This window comes from Bacillus sp. MMSF_3328, assembly GCF_030733525.1.
Classification (GTDB): domain Bacteria; phylum Bacillota; class Bacilli; order Bacillales; family Cytobacillaceae; genus Bacillus_AB; species Bacillus_AB infantis.
The window spans coordinates 66,879-83,537 of the sequence record NZ_JASHIV010000007.1 but is presented as its reverse complement, the minus strand read 5'-3'; the positions used below and the strand labels follow the sequence as shown (position 1 = coordinate 83,537).

Annotated in this window: 14 protein-coding genes; 5 read left to right on the top strand and 9 right to left on the bottom strand. The window is 46.4% G+C overall.

The window, feature by feature from the left end; translation table 11 throughout:
• Positions 1-218 precede the first annotated feature (218 nt).
• Positions 219-764, top strand: coding sequence for a GbsR/MarR family transcriptional regulator (locus RBB45_RS13555; protein WP_009794669.1), 546 nt, complete (start codon positions 219-221; stop codon positions 762-764).
• Positions 765-845: 81 nt separating this feature from the next.
• Here the strand turns inward: RBB45_RS13555 and RBB45_RS13550 are convergent, their stop codons facing one another.
• Positions 846-2,237 carry a hypothetical protein gene (locus RBB45_RS13550; protein WP_306009752.1) on the bottom strand — a complete coding sequence of 464 codons (1,392 nt, stop codon included), beginning with the start codon at positions 2,235-2,237 and terminating at the stop codon, positions 846-848.
• A 248-nt stretch (positions 2,238-2,485) separates the two neighbouring features.
• The gene (locus tag RBB45_RS13545) at positions 2,486-3,877 is read right to left on the bottom strand and encodes a DUF1565 domain-containing protein (RefSeq protein WP_224948552.1); all 1,392 of its coding nucleotides are present in this window, start codon (positions 3,875-3,877) and stop codon (positions 2,486-2,488) included.
• Positions 3,878-4,281: 404 nt separating this feature from the next.
• Between RBB45_RS13545 and RBB45_RS13540 the strand changes: the two genes are divergently transcribed.
• Genes RBB45_RS13540 through RBB45_RS13525 form a run of 4 tightly spaced genes read left to right on the top strand, consistent with a single transcriptional unit; the run spans position 4,282 to position 8,231 of the window.
• The gene (locus tag RBB45_RS13540) at positions 4,282-5,349 is read left to right on the top strand and encodes an iron-siderophore ABC transporter substrate-binding protein (protein ID WP_009794673.1); all 1,068 of its coding nucleotides are present in this window, start codon (positions 4,282-4,284) and stop codon (positions 5,347-5,349) included.
• 1 nt (position 5,350) lies between these two features.
• Complete coding sequence (locus RBB45_RS13535) at positions 5,351-6,385, top strand: FecCD family ABC transporter permease (RefSeq protein ID WP_009794674.1); 1,035 nt, start codon at positions 5,351-5,353, stop codon at positions 6,383-6,385.
• A complete protein-coding gene (locus tag RBB45_RS13530; protein WP_009794675.1) occupies positions 6,382-7,413 on the top strand; it encodes a FecCD family ABC transporter permease in 1,032 nt (343 codons plus the stop codon). Before RBB45_RS13535 ends, RBB45_RS13530 begins: the two co-directional genes overlap by 4 nt.
• Complete coding sequence (locus RBB45_RS13525) at positions 7,413-8,231, top strand: ABC transporter ATP-binding protein (RefSeq protein WP_101548521.1); 819 nt, start codon at positions 7,413-7,415, stop codon at positions 8,229-8,231. The genes RBB45_RS13530 and RBB45_RS13525 overlap by 1 nt, the downstream gene beginning before the upstream one ends.
• Before the next feature lie 70 nt (positions 8,232-8,301).
• Here the strand turns inward: RBB45_RS13525 and RBB45_RS13520 are convergent, their stop codons facing one another.
• From RBB45_RS13520 to RBB45_RS13490, 7 genes are all read right to left on the bottom strand, one after another.
• Positions 8,302-9,969: a glycerol-3-phosphate dehydrogenase/oxidase gene (locus RBB45_RS13520; RefSeq protein ID WP_224948550.1), complete on the bottom strand. Its 1,668-nt coding sequence runs from the start codon at positions 9,967-9,969 to the stop codon at positions 8,302-8,304.
• Positions 9,970-10,238: 269 nt separating this feature from the next.
• Positions 10,239-11,729 carry a glycerol kinase GlpK gene (gene glpK, locus RBB45_RS13515; RefSeq protein ID WP_306009751.1) on the bottom strand — a complete coding sequence of 497 codons (1,491 nt, stop codon included), beginning with the start codon at positions 11,727-11,729 and terminating at the stop codon, positions 10,239-10,241.
• A gap of 77 nt (positions 11,730-11,806) precedes the next feature.
• A complete protein-coding gene (locus RBB45_RS13510) occupies positions 11,807-13,825 on the bottom strand; it encodes an alpha/beta fold hydrolase (protein ID WP_306009750.1) in 2,019 nt (672 codons plus the stop codon).
• A gap of 240 nt (positions 13,826-14,065) precedes the next feature.
• A complete protein-coding gene (locus tag RBB45_RS13505) occupies positions 14,066-14,599 on the bottom strand; it encodes a glycerol-3-phosphate responsive antiterminator (protein ID WP_022544619.1) in 534 nt (177 codons plus the stop codon).
• Between the two features lie 75 nt (positions 14,600-14,674).
• A complete protein-coding gene (locus tag RBB45_RS13500) occupies positions 14,675-15,382 on the bottom strand; it encodes a DNA alkylation repair protein (RefSeq protein ID WP_009794681.1) in 708 nt (235 codons plus the stop codon).
• A gap of 209 nt (positions 15,383-15,591) precedes the next feature.
• Positions 15,592-15,867, bottom strand: a complete 276-nt coding sequence (locus tag RBB45_RS13495; protein ID WP_022544620.1) for a hypothetical protein — start codon at positions 15,865-15,867, stop codon at positions 15,592-15,594.
• Between the two features lie 369 nt (positions 15,868-16,236).
• Positions 16,237-16,608, bottom strand: a complete 372-nt coding sequence (locus tag RBB45_RS13490) for a Na-translocating system protein MpsC family protein (RefSeq protein ID WP_009794683.1) — start codon at positions 16,606-16,608, stop codon at positions 16,237-16,239.
• Between the last annotated feature and the right edge of the window lie 51 nt (positions 16,609-16,659).

Genomic DNA, 16,659 nt, shown 5'->3' with positions numbered 1-16,659 from the left:
CATACAACAAACCTATAAATCCATCAAATTCCATCAATAAAGTACGTACAGTTTGAACTGTACGTACTAAATTATCTTATTCTTAGATTTCTTCTGATATGCTCCCTTTTCCTCAACTTGCATTTACTTTACTTTAGTGGGTTCAAACTTTAAAATGAATCAAGATGAATGGATTAGCATAATTATCCTCTCATTTGTGACTAGAATGGTGGTGTATCATGCATAACGAAGAATTGGTCGCACAGGCACGGGAGAGAGTCATTGAATCTGTCGCGAGAAACATGCATTTATACGGAGTTCCCGCCTCTATCGGGCGTATCTATGGAACCCTCTATTTTGAAAATAAACCCATGACATTGGATGAATTGAAGGAAGAGCTCGAAATGAGCAAAACCAGTATGTCCACTGGTGTCAGGACCCTGCTGGAATTAAATATGGTTGAAAAGGTCTGGCGAAAAGGAGAAAGAAAAGATTTATACCAGGTCAAAGGGGATTGGTACCAGAATTTCATCGATCGCTTTTGTACGCAATGGAGAAAAGGAACCCAGATGAACCTGGATGCCTCGCTTAGATCACTTAAGGACCTCGAAGAAGTCCTATCACATACAGAAGATGATGAAACGGTAAAGAAAGCCGAAAACCATCTTCAAAAGATCACTTACGCCATTGAATACTATACCTGGCTCAACAAAGTCATCGATCTTTTTGAATCAAGGGAGATCTTTGAACTGACAAAGTCTGAGGATGAAAAAAAGGAAGAGTAGATGCTCTCCAAAAAGGTGCCTGCCCCCTGATGGGGCAGGCACCTTTTTGGATTAGGGGATCAGCGGCAGGCACTGGCTGGTTCAAGCCCTTTTCTGGAGCTGGATACACAGCTGGCGATAGGCATCTGATTCGTAGTCCATCCCTTTTTCATGGTAGGTTTTCGCCAGCCATTGCAGAGGTCTCGGATCAGCGGGCTTCAGCTCCATTTCCCAGCTGAAGCATTCAACCGCTTTATCCAGCTGGCTCAGTTCAAAATACAGCTCCCCAAGCTGCTGCATATCATCGGGATCTTCATAAAGCTTTTGCATCATATCAATTTTTTCAACTATCGCCAGCTTCTTATTCTTGTCTTTTAATGGCTTCAGCCAATTTTGGATATATGGCAGCTCATGAGTATTCAGCAGCGATATGACAAACTTTTTAAGGAGCTTGTCAGCTTTTTCAGGGAATCTGCTGATATATCGCTTGATGAGGGGATACAGCAGTTCAGGCTGGACAGGCTGAGTGTCCGGCTCCCACTCTTCCAGCATTTCCCCAACGGCATATATCTGAGAATCATCCAGCTGAAAAGCATTGGTTTTCATCAGTTTGAAAACTTTATCAGCAGCATGGTTTTGTATATATTTTTCTAATAGATCCTTTTGCAATGGAAGGAAGGCAGGCAATTGAAAAGATAAGGACTCTTGAATGTGGAGGGAATCTATTTCTGTATGCTGAGCTAGCAATCTTAAAAGATGGGCATAGCAGTCAGGTGAAGGTGACGCTATGAGTTTTTGTATGGATAAGGCGATGAGGTCCATCCAGCGGGACTCTTTTTCCAGCCGGTCAATAAGCTGCTGGAAGCATACTTCGTCCTCCCTCTGGGAATAGAGTGTTTTTTCTGCAAAGATGGGATCTTTGGCAAACAGTTTCTCAGGCTTTTCACTGTACTGCCAGGCATATTTACTGAAGATCATATCATTGCTATGCGAAACAGCCAGACTCGTTTTTGGGGCAAACTCCATGATCAGGCGGATCATCTGATAGCCTGAAAAATAGTCTCCATTGCGGCGGTATTCATAATAGACGGATTTAATTTCATTGAACAGATCCCTTTTGGGTATCAGTGATTCGAAAAAGGTAAGAATAAATGACTTTTCCTGGGGGGTGTATTGCCTTTCCAGCTTTTTTAGCAGCTGCTTAAAGCTGATGCATTGGCAAGGGTGATTAGAAGAAAGCAGTATTTTAATAAGCGGGTGGGGACTTTCGAAGACTATGCCTTTTTTAAAGGCGTGCTCAATGTAAGAATGGCGGCGGAGTTTCGTGGTTTTCACCGCTGACAGGAAATGATATTTATAAAAGATAAGATAATAAACTTCATTCTTTTCACTGAACGCTTCAATTATCTGACCTTGCAGATAGAATGCTGCCCGCTCCGCTTTTAGACTGATCTGTTTTTTATGATCATAAAGCAAGAATTGATCCTGTCTCATTTCAAATCCCCCCTTATTTCTCCTGTAAACAATAACTGATCTGTATAAAATAACCCTCTATCAGTATTTTAGCATACGTATGCGCAACACCCTAACTTCGGGTCCTGGCATCCAAGTTCCTTCTTCCAAGACTGGAGCCCCATTGCCAGGTGCCCGATGCCATTTTTCCGGGCCGCATCTGATGATTGGTCATTGCATAGATGCTAAGTGCTGCTTGGAAGCAAAATAAAAAAACCTGCAGTGCAGGCCTATTTTTCCAGACGGAAGTCTTTCTTTCCTTCATCTATAAATTCCGGTTTTTGAAACACACTATTGCCGTCCTGCCGGCTTTTCTTTTGATACTCACTGAATCCGGAGATCTCTTTTTCTTCCCAGATCCAACGTGTTTTCTTTTCTCCGCCGCTAACATAATACATATTATGGTTGATGCTGTTGCCTTCACTTTTCCTGAAAGGGCTGCTGATCAAAAGTCCCGATTCACCCGCAACCATGATATTATTCTTGATTGTATTATGTTTTGTATTGTATTGAATGAGCACTTGCCCGCCATCCTGATATTCCCTGTCATTCTTATACAGTACATTATCAGTAATGCTGGATTTAACCGTATTGCCTCTTTCCTCGTCATACCCGCCTATGGCAATGCCGGCACTTCTATTTTCAAAGATTATATTTTTGCGGATACTTATCCCGCTTGTCGACTTCCCTTTATGTTCACTGGCTGCTTCGATGCCGATATCATTCTGATAGACCCGGTTCTCCTCAATTGTTATATCCTTTCCTCCATCCACATAAATGCCGCCGGCTGTGTAATGGGGGCCATATGCAGGGTTGCCGTAGCTCGATATCCCGCAGACGGTATTATGGCTGACAAGTCCATTCCTGGCCTGGTCATAAGCCTCCCGGGGCGATGTTCCTTCATATCCGATCATATCAATTCCGATGTTATTACTCTGCCTGACGATATTTTTGGTCACTTTAAAATGGCTCACATTCCCGTTTAATACAATTGCTTCACTCCAGCCAAGCTTTAAGTCCTCTACGAGGTTCCCCGTGATCTCTATATCTTCAAAAGCTTCCGGCGCCTTTGTTCCATAGACTGCAATCCCGTGGGCATTGCCGTTTTCATGTAGCGTCTCAATATGGTGAACATGATTCCGCAAAATCCGGATACCCTTTCCGCTGCCGCTGACAGAGATGCCGATCGGCACCAAATCTTCTTCCGCTGTTTTATAGTTTCTGACTTCAAACCCGTCAATCGTAATATAACTTTTATTATGGATGGATATCAGACCTTGGTTGTCCCCGTTTGCCTTAAGGCTTGTTCCATCCAATACTGCTTTCTCTTTTTTATATGACTTAATCATAATAGGCGCATTCTTGGATCCGGATTCCCTGATAACAACCTGCTCCTTATAAATACCTTCTCTAACATAAACGACAGTTCCCGGCTCTGCTGAATCAGCTGCCTTTTGTATGTTTTTTAAAGGCTTTTGCTTGCTTCCCGAATTTTTGTCGCTGCCGTCCGGCGACACATATAGAACTTTTTTCGGGGAAGTCCCTGTCTCCGTTTCATTGATGAACATTCCGATGGCCAAAAAAACCAGGATCAGCACCAGCCCTGCAATCCACTTATTCAATACTATTTCACTCCCGTCAGCTTCACTCCAGCCAGTCCCTTTTTAAGAAGAGGCATGGCAGCCTAGAAAATCAGCCTATTGCTATTTTCATCCTGCTTCATAATATCGGCAAAAACCTCATCCATTTCAATAGAAATTAAGCATAAACCGCCGGCTGCCGCTTTATGCAGCCCTTCATCATAACTAGAAGCCCAACAGCGCATGCTATGGGTGCAAGCTGCCTTTTGAAAAATCCTAAAAGCACAGCAAAGTCACAGGATCCTGAATCAACTGTGCCTGCTATACAATGTTCCTCCCAGTTTTCTGAATTCTAAATATTCTATTGACATCATCATCCATACCATATAAATTAATGATAGTGATAATTATTATCAATTACGTTCAGAGAAGGAAGGAAAAACAAGATGAATGCCAAACGAAGATTTTCTATTTTTACAACATTCCTGATCGCTTTGCTGACTTTTGCATTAGCTGGCTGTTCAGATGATCAATCAAATGGAAACTCAGAATCTGCCGGGAATTCCAACACAGATAAGGCTGAATCCGAAGAAGCTTCTGCTGAGTATCCAATCGTAATCAAACATGCTTTTGGCGAAACTACTATAGAAGAAAAACCTGAGCGCGTTGCTACGATTGCATGGTCGAACCATGACGTCGCTCTTGCTCTAGGCGTGGTGCCTGTAGGCTTCTCTGCTGCAAACTATGGTGTTCAGGATGACAGCGGGATGCTGCCTTGGACAGCGGATGCATTGAAAGAACTTGATGCCGATACCCCTGTTATTTTCCAGGATACTGACGGCCTTGATTTCGAAGCCATTGCTGATGTAAGCCCTGATGTGATCCTTGCCGCATACTCAGGCATCACTCAGGAAGAATATGATACACTAAGCGAAATTGCCCCAGTTGTTGCCTATCAGACAAGCCCTTGGGTGGCCTCATGGCGCGAGCAAGTAACCTATAATTCAATGGGCTTGGGCATGGAAGAAGAAGGCAAGCAGCTGATTGCCGATACAGAAAAACTGATTGCAGATAAAGTGAGCGAACATCCGGAGGTCAAAGGGAAGAAGGCTGCATTCGTAAGCTTTGATGCTTCTGATTTGTCCAAGTTTTATATCTACTCTCCAGCAGATCCGCGCGGTGCATTCCTTTCTGAGCTGGAGATGGAATATCCTGAAAGTCTCACAAGCCAAATGACTGATCCAAACAGCTTCTATATCGAAGTAAGTGCCGAAAATGCAGATATGCTGAACGATGCTGAAATTATCGTATCTTATGGAAATGATGAAACTCTTGCAGCCCTGCAGGCTGATCCTATCCTTGGAAAAATCCCTGCAGTAGAAAGAGGCTCTGTTGTCATCATCGGAGATAACACTCCGCTTGCAGCAGCAGGTACACCGAGCCCGCTCTCGATTGAATATTCCATTGACGAGTATCTGACATTGCTTTCAGAAGCTGCAGGCAAAGTTCAGTAAAATGAATCATACTTCCGTTTCAGAAAATAAGCAGCTGCATCTGCCGAAGCATTTCATCATGGTGCTGGTCCTTTCTATGGTCCTGCTCGGCTTATGCGTATTGGCTTCACTTGCTTTTGGATCCCGCATTGTGGGATGGAATGATCTGATGGACGGCTTATTCCATCCGGAAGCAGAGAGCCATGGAGCAAATGTGGTGCGCCAAAGAATTGCCAGGACTGTATTCAGCTTAATGTGCGGAGCGGCATTAGGAGTTTCCGGTGCCCTCATGCAGTCGGTCACCCGCAATCCAATTGCAGACCCAAGCATATTGGGAGTCAACACAGGGGCAGCCTTATTCGTTGTCTGCGGAATTTCCTTTTTGGATATAGGCAGTGCTGGCCAGTATATCTGGCTTGCATTGGCTGGTGCATTCATAACTGCCATTTTTGTATTCGGAATTGGTTCAATGGGGAGTGGCGGTGCCACGCCCCTTAAGCTCGTTTTAGCGGGTGCTGCCACAAGTGCTGCGTTATCATCCCTTGTGATGGCGGTTATGATTCCCCGCTCCAACGTGATGGATCAGTTCAGATTCTGGCAGGTGGGCAGTGTCGGGGCAGGAAATTGGAACTCTGTCTCCATTTTCATACCCTTTCTTATTATTGGACTGCTGATTGCCGTCTTTACAGCTCCAGGACTGAATGCACTGGCACTAGGTGATGAAGCCGCCAAGGGGCTGGGAGTCCGGACAGGAACCCTCAGGCTTTCCGCTGCCTTTGGCGGCGTCCTTTTATGCGGTGCGGCGACAGCGCTGGCAGGCCCCATCGGCTTTATCGGCCTGTTGGCCACACACCTGATCCGGCTCGTCATCGGCCCGGATCTGCGGTTTGTCATCCCGATGTCTGCTCTTTCAGGCGCAGCCATCTTAACCATAGCAGATGTGTGCGGCCGGGTACTGGGAAGTCCGGGAGAGCTTGAAGTCGGTGTTGTTACAGCCTTTATCGGGGCTCCTATATTGATCTTAATTACTATGAAAGCGAAAATGCGTGCGTTATGATGAATGAATCCATGAATCTTATTATGATGGGCAGACTAAAGAGACGACGCCGGTTTGTTCTTGTCACTTCGCTTCTTGCCATGATCGCCTTCTCCCTCTGCGGGACCATGCTTATGCTGGGAAACACGATTTATCCTGTTTCAGATGTCATCAGCGTGCTGATGGGCGAAAAAGTAAAAGGCGCTTCATTTGCAGTGGGCACCATACGCTTCCCGAGAATGATTGCAGGTGTTTTTACAGGGTTTGCTTTTGGCGCTGCGGGACATGTCTTCCAAACGATGCTCCGCAATCCCCTGGCAAACCCGAATGTGATCGGCATAACAGCCGGATCCAGCGCCGCTGCGGTTTTTTGCATCACCGTCCTCCACGCGAGCGATACCTTTGTTTCCATCGCATCCATTATCGGCGGGCTTACTGCAGTGGCTGTTATTTTTCTATTATCAAAAGGTTCTTCTTTCTCAATAGGCAGATTAATCCTGATCGGGATCGGCATCCAGGCCATGCTTGATGCTGCCGTATCCTACTTATTGCTGATTGGCCAGCAGAATGACCTCCCTGCTGCCATGAGATGGCTGACAGGGAGCCTGAACGGGGCGAAAATGGAAGATCTTTATCCGCTCATGATTACAGTCCTGATCTTTGCCCCCATCATCATGATGCTCGGGAAAAGGCTGGATATGCTGGAGCTTGGGGAACAGGCAGCCACCTCACTCGGGGTAGATACCAATAAGACGCGATTGATGCTCATCATCAGTTCAGTGCTGATCATTGCATTAGCTACCGCGGCCACAGGACCGATCGCATTCATCGCGTTCCTTTCCGGGCCCATTGCCAAGAGGCTGGTGGGGGTTGGATTCTCTAGCATCGTCCCGGCAGGCCTTGTCGGCATCATTTTAGTACTGGCAGGAGACCTTATCGGACAGTTCGCATTCGATGCCAGATATCCTGTAGGTGTGATCACAGGCATTATCGGTGCCCCATATTTGATCTACCTGCTGATCCGAATGAATCGAAAGGGTGATTTATAATGAAACCGACACATGATTTCCGGGCTGAAGGAGTCACTGCCGGATATGATCAGAAAACCATCCTGCATGATATAAGCATCAGCATTCCCAGCAGCCAAATAAGCATCATCATCGGTGCCAACGGCTGCGGTAAATCGACCCTGCTCAAAACAATGGCAAGGCTGATCAAACCTGATTCCGGGCAGGTTACCCTGGGGGGTAAGCCCATTCATAAAATTCCGCCAAAACAGCTGGCCCGGGTCCTCGGGCTTCTTCCTCAAACACCGATTGTTCCTGAGGGAATAACGGTTGCAGACCTGGTTGGACGCGGAAGATTCCCGCACCAGTCTTTTCTGAAAGGCTGGACTAAGAAGGATTATGAAGCTGTTGCTGAAGCCATGGAGCTGATGAAGATCACTGAATTTGCCGACCGCCATATCGATGAACTCTCAGGCGGCCAAAGACAGCGTGTCTGGATTGCCATGGCGCTGGCACAGCAGACTGACATCCTGTTCCTGGATGAGCCGACAACCTACTTGGATATCACCTACCAGGTCGAGATCCTCGACCTGCTGACAGACCTTAACCGGAAGCACGGAACGACAATCGTCATGGTCCTTCATGATATCAACCTGTCTGCCCGTTATGCAGACCATATTTTTGCTCTCGATAAAGGAAAGCTTGTGGCAGAGGGAGCGCCATCAGAGGTTATTACAAGCAAATTGATCGAAGATATTTTCGGCCTTCACTGTACGGTTGTAGAAGACCCTGTTGCAGGATGCCCATCTGTAGTGCCTATAGGGCGCCATCATGTCAAAAGGGAATTTGCCTTTAATTGATTTGCCGAAAAATCAAAAGGGTCTGGTCCCAGCTTTACTAAGCTGGGACCAGGCCCTTTTTGGTCTCTATTTAAAATTCTTCCTTTTCAATTGGATGTGAGGCCTCATAAATCAGTACATCCAGCTCTTCTGTGTAAGCTGCTGCCTGTTCCTCTGACCAGCTGAATTCTTTTTTCATGAACATGATCACAGCATCCTTATGTTCCCGGACCCACCCGATGTCAAAGAAGAGGGCCCCTGTCCTTCTGATGAAGAAGTCGGCAGGCTTGTAGGCCATTTCGTAGTCAATGCTGTATCTTAAGCCCGCGTAGACGACTGGATCAAGATTTTCTGCCAAAGCCTTTTCTTTGCCGTTTTTATAGATATCAAAGACGATGTCCACGTTGGAGCCATAGCGCTGAACAAGCTTCCTTGCTGCTTCTTCGGTCAAGCCCAGCTCTTTTCCTTCGCTCACTTTGTTTGTCATAAATGACTTAAATCCTTCAGAACCGCCCACATCGCCGCCCGATATTGGCAGGTGCATCGTGGCTGTTTTAGGATAGTCTGCTTCATCTTCTTCACCCAGCTGCTTTGCCACTAGATCGACGATGCTTTCCGCCATTTTCCGGTAGCCTGTCAGTTTGCCGCCGGCGATGGAAATGAATCCGGAATGCGACACAAAGATTTCGTCCTTGCGCGAGATTTCAGAAGGTGATTTCCCGTCTTCATGAATCAGCGGCCTTAATCCGGACCAGCTTGATTCCACATCATCAGCCGTGATCTTCACATCAGGGAACATGAAGTCAATCGCACCAAGGACATAATCCCGGTCTGCCACCGTCATTCTTGGATGGGCAATATTCCCTTTGTAGACCGTATCTGTGGTGCCTACATAAGTCTTGCCTTCACGCGGGATGGCAAAGACCATGCGGCCGTCAGGCGTGTCAAAGTACACAGCCTGTTTCAGCGGAAATCTTTTGCCGTCGAATACAAGATGGATCCCCTTCGTCAGCTGCAGCGATTTGCCTTTTTTGCTATGGTCAATTTCCCTCAGTGTGTCTACCCATGGGCCTGCTGCATTGACGATTTTCTTTGCCCGGATTTCCTGTACCGTTCCATCGGTCAGATCTTCCGCTTTCACACCTGCCACTGCACTGTTTTCATAGACAAGATCAGTGACTTTCATATAATTGAGTGCAAACGCCCCTTTTTCAACCGCTTTTTTCATGACTTCAAGAGTCAGGCGGGCATCATCTGTTTTATATTCAACATAATAACCTGCGCCATTCATCCCCTCGCGCTTTAACAGCGGTTCCCGCTTCAGGGCTTCTTCCGGCTTCATCATTTTTCTTCTTTCGTCCTTTTTGACACCGGCAAGGAAGTCATATACCCTCAGGCCGATATTCGTTGTGAATGGTCCGAAAGTGCCTCCCTTATAGAACGGAAGCAGCATCCATTCCGGTGTGGTGACATGCGGCCCGTTCTCATACACAATGGCCCGCTCTTTGCCGACTTCTGCGACAACCCCAATTTCAAATTGCTTCAAGTAGCGCAGTCCGCCGTGGACAAGCTTTGTGCTTCTGCTGGATGTACCGGCAGCAAAGTCCTGCATTTCAACGACAGCCACCTTCATCCCTCTCAGGGCGGCATCCAGCGCGATTCCAGCGCCTGTAATCCCGCCGCCGATGACAAGAAGGTCCAATGGCCCCTTCTGTATTTTTCCCTTTATATCATGTCTTTGTAAGTTGGTGAATTTCATCAAATCAGTCCCTTCAGGATCATCATATTCATGTTTCAGCCCGGCTCCAGCCTATGAGGAGCTGTCTTGTTTTTTAAGCTCTATAAGTCCCATACCCGAAAAACAAAAAAAGAGACCACAAATCAGCCCTGCTTTTCGTTGCCGAAAAATAGAGCGATGTGGTCTCTCGAGTTCTCCATCCAAATATATTAACTTGTTTTTAGTATACCATAATAAAGCTGAAAATTAAAGCATTCCAATCGTTTTGTGGCACATTATGGAAATTGACTTCATTTATACTCACGGGTGGCCGCCACAGCTTTTTTCCAGCCTTTATAGAGTTCTTCGCGCGTCTCTTCGGCCATTTCTGCCGTGAAAGTGCGGTCCTTTTTCCAGTGTGCTGTGATTTCCTCTTTTTTGGACCAGTAGCATACAGCCAGGCCGGCTAGGAAAGCAGCCCCCAGTGCGGTCGTTTCATTGACAACCGGGCGGTCTACAGGGGCGCCGAGGATGTCGCTCTGGAATTGCATCAGGAAGTTATTTTTGACCACACCGCCGTCTACCCGCAGGGATTTCACCTCTGTACCGGAATCTGCAGCCATGCTGTCCAGCACATCTCTTGTCTGATAGGCGAGCGATTCCAGGGTCGCCCGGATAAAATGCTCTTTTGTCGTCCCCCTGGTCAGGCCGAAAACCGCACCGCGGGCATCGCTGTCCCAATACGGTGTCCCCAGTCCGACAAAGGCAGGGACCACATAGACGCCTTCTGTAGAATCGACCCTCAGTGCATACTGCTCGCTGGCTGAAGCACTGTCGATCATCCTCATGCCGTCGCGCAGCCATTGGATGGCCGACCCCGCTACAAAGATGCTGCCTTCAAGTGCATATTCAACTTTCCCATCCACGCCCCATGCAAGCGTCGTAAGCAGCCCATGGCTCGATTTAACAGGTTCTTCACCGGTATTCATCAGCATAAAGCAGCCGGTTCCGTAAGTGTTCTTCGCCATCCCTTTTTCAAAGCAGGCCTGGCCGAACAGAGCGGCCTGCTGATCGCCGGCGATGCCCGCAATCGGGACATTATGCCCGAAGAAGTGATAGTCCACTGTATGGGCATACACTTCAGAAGATGGGCGGACTTCAGGAAGCATGCTTTTTGGTACAGTCAGGATGTCAAGAAGCTCTTCATCCCACTTCAAATCATAAATATTGTACATCAAGGTCCGGGAGGCATTGGAATAATCAGTCACATGAACCTTCCCCCCGGAAAGCTTATATACCAGCCAAGTATCAATGGTGCCAAACAGCAGATCGCCGTTTTCTGCCTTCTCTCTTGCACCTTCCACATGATCAAGAATCCACTTTACTTTTGTACCTGAAAAATAAGGGTCCAGAAGAAGACCGGTTTTACTATTGAACAGATCATTATATCCCTGCTCCCGCAGGTCGCGGCAAATAGGCTCTGTCTGACGGGACTGCCAGACGATGGCATGGTAAACAGGCTTCCCCGTGTGCTTATCCCAGACAACCGCGGTTTCACGCTGATTCGTGATGCCGATGCCCGCTATTTCCTCCGGTCCCACATCAGCCTTCCGCAGGACGGATGCCATACAGGCAAGGATCGAGGTCCAGATTTCGCTGGCATCATGCTCAACCCACCCTGGCTTTGGAAAAAATTGCTCAAATTCCTGCTGAGCCGTTTCCACAATCTCACCGTTTTTATCGAATAATATGGCACGGGAACTGGTTGTGCCCTGATCAAGTGCCAAGATGTATTTCCCCATAGATATTCCTCCCTCCGCTTGATAAAAAAGAGCGGGGGGCAGATAGGCCCCTTGCTCTCTATATATTTTGCAGACTATTAAAAGATCGTGTAAAGCGCTGTGTTTGCCAGTGTGATCAGTGTCATCAGCAAAGTATTGATGAAGGCGCCCACATAGACATTTCCTGTTTTCCTATAGAAGTAGCGGTTAAACAGCGCCGCTACGAGAAGGGCTGGCACCAGGCCAATTACAATGATGGAAGAAAGCGATTCGCCCGGATAGCCGGCCGTTCCAGTCGTAAACAACAAGCCGTAATGGTAGGCCAGGTAAAGAACAAGCCCGCCGATGAAATGGAAGACAGAAATGAGATAGCCTTTCCATCCATTATACTTCACAGTCGCTGTATTCATGTTGACGGACAGGCCGACAACAAAGTAGTAGATCAGGAATAATGGTGCATATTTCAGCAGTGCTGCCAGATGCTGGCCTTCGAATGTTTTTACAGCGAATGTCCAAATGCGGAAGTCTACCTGGAAAAGGGCATCCATCAGATAAAGAACCCCGTAGCCGATCGCAACAGCTGCAATGGCAGTGACAAGCGAAGCAATAACTGACTTGACGCTTGCTTTCACGCCATAATTCTTAATGGCAGCACCTTCAGGTTTTTTCGCAACATAATGGTAGCCGACCATCATCATCAGTGTGATGATTGCCACATTGATCGCCCAATACAGAACTGGATTCACAGTCGGGGCGCCAAAAAGCTCTGTTGTGGCAAGCATTTTATCCTGCAGCCTTAGATAGATATATTGAATCACACTTAGAACGAGCATGATAGCAGAAACTGTCTTGATGCTGCGCTCTGATTTTTTCACAAAAGAAGAAATCAGGACAATGGCAGACAGGGCAATGAAAATCATACTGATCTGTCTTAGTAATCTCATTCCGTAGACATCTCCTCCATATAGTGCGGAGAAGAATAAGGCAGGGAAAAGCCCCCCGACTACGATCAGGATCAAACCTGCCAGCTTCGCGCCGTTTGTCTTTGGAGCAGGAAGCGGCTCTGGCCTGCCGGTATAGATGCTGTTAAGGAACGGCAGCCTTGATAATAAGGACACAACTGGCACAAACAGCAGGAAGAATCCGATCAGGGCGACAAAAGAGAACCACTCTTTAAACATCCATGTCTGCCCATCACTATCCACTGTTAATGAACCATTATAGCCGGCAAATGCCCTATCATAAAAATCGATGGCATCTCCTGTAGACGTTTTGGAGAAATGATTCCAAGGATGTGTCTCATTTGGCTGATAAATGATTCTTTCTCCGCCGTTCACCTTATACACTTTCCCAGCCTCAGGCTTTTCCGGGTTGCCCAGGAAGCTCATGCCTTCTTCTGTTGCAGCATAGTTTTTCTTCACTACAGGCGTACCGGCAGCTGCTGCTTCTGCATCAAAAAAGAATTCATCATACTGTCCGGCAATTTTTCCGGAAGGCCTGGGCCCATAAGAGTTGTTGATATCTTCTATAGTATAGCCGAGAGACTTCAGCCATTGATAGTCAGACCCCATTGTAAGGGAGCTGTAGATTTTCCTGATGCCGCTTTCCTGGAAATCCACTTCATCCAGCATGACGGCATGGGTGGAAGAGAAACCGCCCATACTGTGGCCGGAAACTGCAATGATGCCATTGCCGTTTTCATCTTTCAGGACATAATCCTGATCATACATATACTGGACAGCATCATAGATCGCATGCGGCCAGAAGGAGAAGAATGGAACCGGCTTTTCCATTGTGCCTGTTGAATGGCCATGGTCATACTGATCCAAGGCGAGGACTACGTAACCTCTCTTTGACATTTCGATAGCCTGTGCATCCTGCATTTCTGCAGAGTTCAGGTAGCCGTGCGTAGCCACGATGGCTGGCCTTGCTTCCTGATCTGCACCATCCGGCTTATACAGAAGACCTGAAAGCTCCCCTCTTGGTGTATCAAAATAAATGCGTGAGACATCCACATCCCCGCTCGAGCTATTAAACTGGGAAGCACCAAAGCTTCCAGCAAGAATTAACAGCAAAGAAATCACTAATAAGACGACCGGCTTCTTTACTCTATTCATCTCATATCCCCCTTTTAACCTATTGATATTCAAGATATATTGCCTAAATAACCAGATCGGAAAGACAAAAAAGACACATTAAACACCCCTGAATCCTGAATTCAAGGCATTTAATGTGTCTCCTCATCTCGTCACGGGTTATTAACTTATCCCTAGTGTAAATTCAAATGAAAACGTTGTCAACATAATTCGACAATTTTCTGAACAATGTTCTATTTTAAAATAAGGAAAAAGGCCCTGTCACCATAAATCCCGATTGGAGGTGGTGACGGCAGATGCTCCGTTATTCAAAGCACTTTGTATATCCTCTTCGGTACGGATGAGTCCCCCTGCAATCAGCGGAATATCTGTTTTCTCATGAATTTCTTCCATGATGCCCGGGATGATGCCGGGCAGAACCTCGATATAATCCGGTTTGACTTTGCGGCTGATCCTGACATTATGCTCCAGTACATGGCTGTCCAGTGCAAACAGTCTTTGAATCGCAATGACATTGTGCTTTTTCGCCAAAGAAATGACATTAACCCTGGTAGAGACGATGCCGTCCACCTTCACGTTATTGATCAGATATTCAATCCCATACTCGTCCACCTTCAGCCCTTGAACGAGATCCGCATGCACAAACACCTTCTTCCCGCTCTGCTTCGCATACTTGACCACACTTTCGATCTGCGACAGGCGCGTCTCCAGAAGAATGATATGCTCATGATCCCTCTTCAATACATGCTCAAAATCTTTCATATTTCGAATAGCCGGGATTATGCCAGTAAACAATAGATCACATCCAGTTTATGTTAGTAGAAGTCTGTTAGGTACATTCTGCGGGTTTGGGCAGGATTTAGCAATAGCCTAACACCTGACATATCTCCTCTTAAAGCCAAGCCGTCCTCTATCTACTTCTTTCTGCAGATTTTCGTATGGATTCAGCAGACTGTTCTTTTTATTTTCCCGCTTCATTTCTACCACACCAACTTCCTGTGCGGTCCCGAGCGCCTTTTCATGCTGCGGCAAATAGGAAAGCCCGACAGTGTATATGAAGTTGCTCATAGAAGATTTCGTTCTTTCCGGCGCGTCATGGATAGACTTTTTCGCAAGATCAAGCATACTGGAGATCTTCTCTTCCTCAAATTCATGGTCCTTCCGGTTCCCCAGCAGCCAGCAGTAGCAGCTCCAGCCTGCAGACATCTTCAGCTCGTCACCGCTGGCAATCCATTTGTCTGCAACCTCCTGAGCGATCTCTGACTCTGACAAAGTGACTGCCACTACATAGTCTGAGATCATATAAAAATACGCAGAATCGATCCAGCGGTCATAATCAGCCTCCATCATACCATTCGGATCTGCAATGATGCCGGCAAAATACATGGCATCATAGTTTCCTGTCGAGTAGAGTTCTTCGGCTAATTTCTGATCGATCTTTATTTTCTTCGCCATCGGCTTCATAGCCCCAGTCGCGACTCCAAAGAGAGGCTCATGGGCGCCATTGGACAGGTATATTTTCTTTGTCCGTTCCTTGCCGAGGGCTTCAAGCTCCTGCATGACTGTTTCGAAATCCATCTTCCGCACTTCCTTCCATGAGCTATTTATTTATAGCTCTATTTTATCATTCCTGCACAGCTTATAATCCGGGTAAAAATAAAATACGAGGCAAAACCTCTCCCTTACTGGCAGGCTTTACCTCGTTCCTATTTATTAAACCTTTGACCTTGTTAATCGGGCAGCAGCCTGCATGAACGGCCTTTATCCCGGTTCAATGGAGTTGCTCTTCAAATGATGATCATCAGCAGTCCAAAACCGATAATCCAGATCATCGGAACAGAATTAAAGATGATGGCAAGCCTTTTATTGCGCCCGCGAAGCACCCAGCCCAGAATGGAACACACAATAACAGCCACAGGATACAGCCCGATGCCTATGACAAACGCACTGTTTCCAAGGGCGATCCCACTGTCAAAACTCATAAATGACAAGCCCCAGATAGGAAACCAGGGAATAAGGCAAATAACATAAATGAGCTGGCTGATGATCAGAAATATCTTCATTATGTTCCCCCTTGCAGCGGCTATGCGCATGTCCGCAGTATGATCTGTGCTATATAAATCAGCCTATTCCTCGTGAGGATTTCTTAGCACTAAAAACCAGCCATTCCATTCTACTAGCTTAATGGGCATTTGCCTATAATAAAGAAATTAAAGCCGTACCTTCTTCAATCCCAAAAAAAGCACAATAAAAAGAGGCTTCCCGATTGTCCAATCAACATTTGGAAAGCCTCTAAGCTTTATAATTTCTTTTAATTGTCATTCATAAACCTCTGCAGAAAATCGATTATCTCTCTCATTGTAAGAACGCTGAGATGCCATTCATGAATCGTCTAATTCACAAGCTGGTATGACGCCGCAAATGAACAGAATTCAAAGCTGTTTCCCCTGTTTCCCCTCAATCGGCCGGTCAAAGACAAATACAGTCATGGCGATATCTTCTTTAATATTAATATCGGAAAACAGCCTGATCACTCTGGCGTCCATCAGGTTTTCAAATTTTAATTGGACTTCCGGCTTTTTGTAGATTTCTTTTACAAATCTTGTTCTCGTTTCATGGACCATATCTTCCCCTTGTGCCGAAGTGATCATGAACTTTTCCACATTGGTCAGATTCCCTCTCATTTCACTGACAGCCCAGGAGCCAATGAACTTGGTGGTTATTTCTTTAGGCCCATTTCCAACGTATTCTTTTCGGATTTCACGGACAAGCATACTGAATTGATGCTCCAGATTCTTTGCCATGATCTGTCCCTCCTATTGATACACATAGTTTGTTATAAAAAAGGAAACCCA

Bases quoted from the DNA above. Each gene is read 5' to 3' on its own strand.
- RBB45_RS13555 (WP_009794669.1), top strand. From the start codon at position 219: ATGCATAACGAAGAATTGGTCGCACAGGCACGGGAGAGAGTCATTGAA.
- RBB45_RS13550 (WP_306009752.1), bottom strand. From the start codon at position 2,237: ATGAGACAGGATCAATTCTTGCTTTATGATCATAAAAAACAGATCAGT.
- RBB45_RS13540 (WP_009794673.1), top strand. From the start codon at position 4,282: ATGAATGCCAAACGAAGATTTTCTATTTTTACAACATTCCTGATCGCT.
- RBB45_RS13535 (WP_009794674.1), top strand. From the start codon at position 5,351: ATGAATCATACTTCCGTTTCAGAAAATAAGCAGCTGCATCTGCCGAAG.
- RBB45_RS13530 (WP_009794675.1), top strand. From the start codon at position 6,382: ATGATGAATGAATCCATGAATCTTATTATGATGGGCAGACTAAAGAGA.
- RBB45_RS13525 (WP_101548521.1), top strand. From the start codon at position 7,413: ATGAAACCGACACATGATTTCCGGGCTGAAGGAGTCACTGCCGGATAT.
- RBB45_RS13520 (WP_224948550.1), bottom strand. From the start codon at position 9,969: ATGAAATTCACCAACTTACAAAGACATGATATAAAGGGAAAAATACAG.
- glpK (WP_306009751.1), bottom strand. From the start codon at position 11,729: ATGGGGAAATACATCTTGGCACTTGATCAGGGCACAACCAGTTCCCGT.
- RBB45_RS13510 (WP_306009750.1), bottom strand. From the start codon at position 13,825: ATGAATAGAGTAAAGAAGCCGGTCGTCTTATTAGTGATTTCTTTGCTG.
- RBB45_RS13500 (WP_009794681.1), bottom strand. From the start codon at position 15,382: ATGGATTTCGAAACAGTCATGCAGGAGCTTGAAGCCCTCGGCAAGGAA.
- RBB45_RS13495 (WP_022544620.1), bottom strand. From the start codon at position 15,867: ATGAAGATATTTCTGATCATCAGCCAGCTCATTTATGTTATTTGCCTT.
- RBB45_RS13490 (WP_009794683.1), bottom strand. From the start codon at position 16,608: ATGGCAAAGAATCTGGAGCATCAATTCAGTATGCTTGTCCGTGAAATC.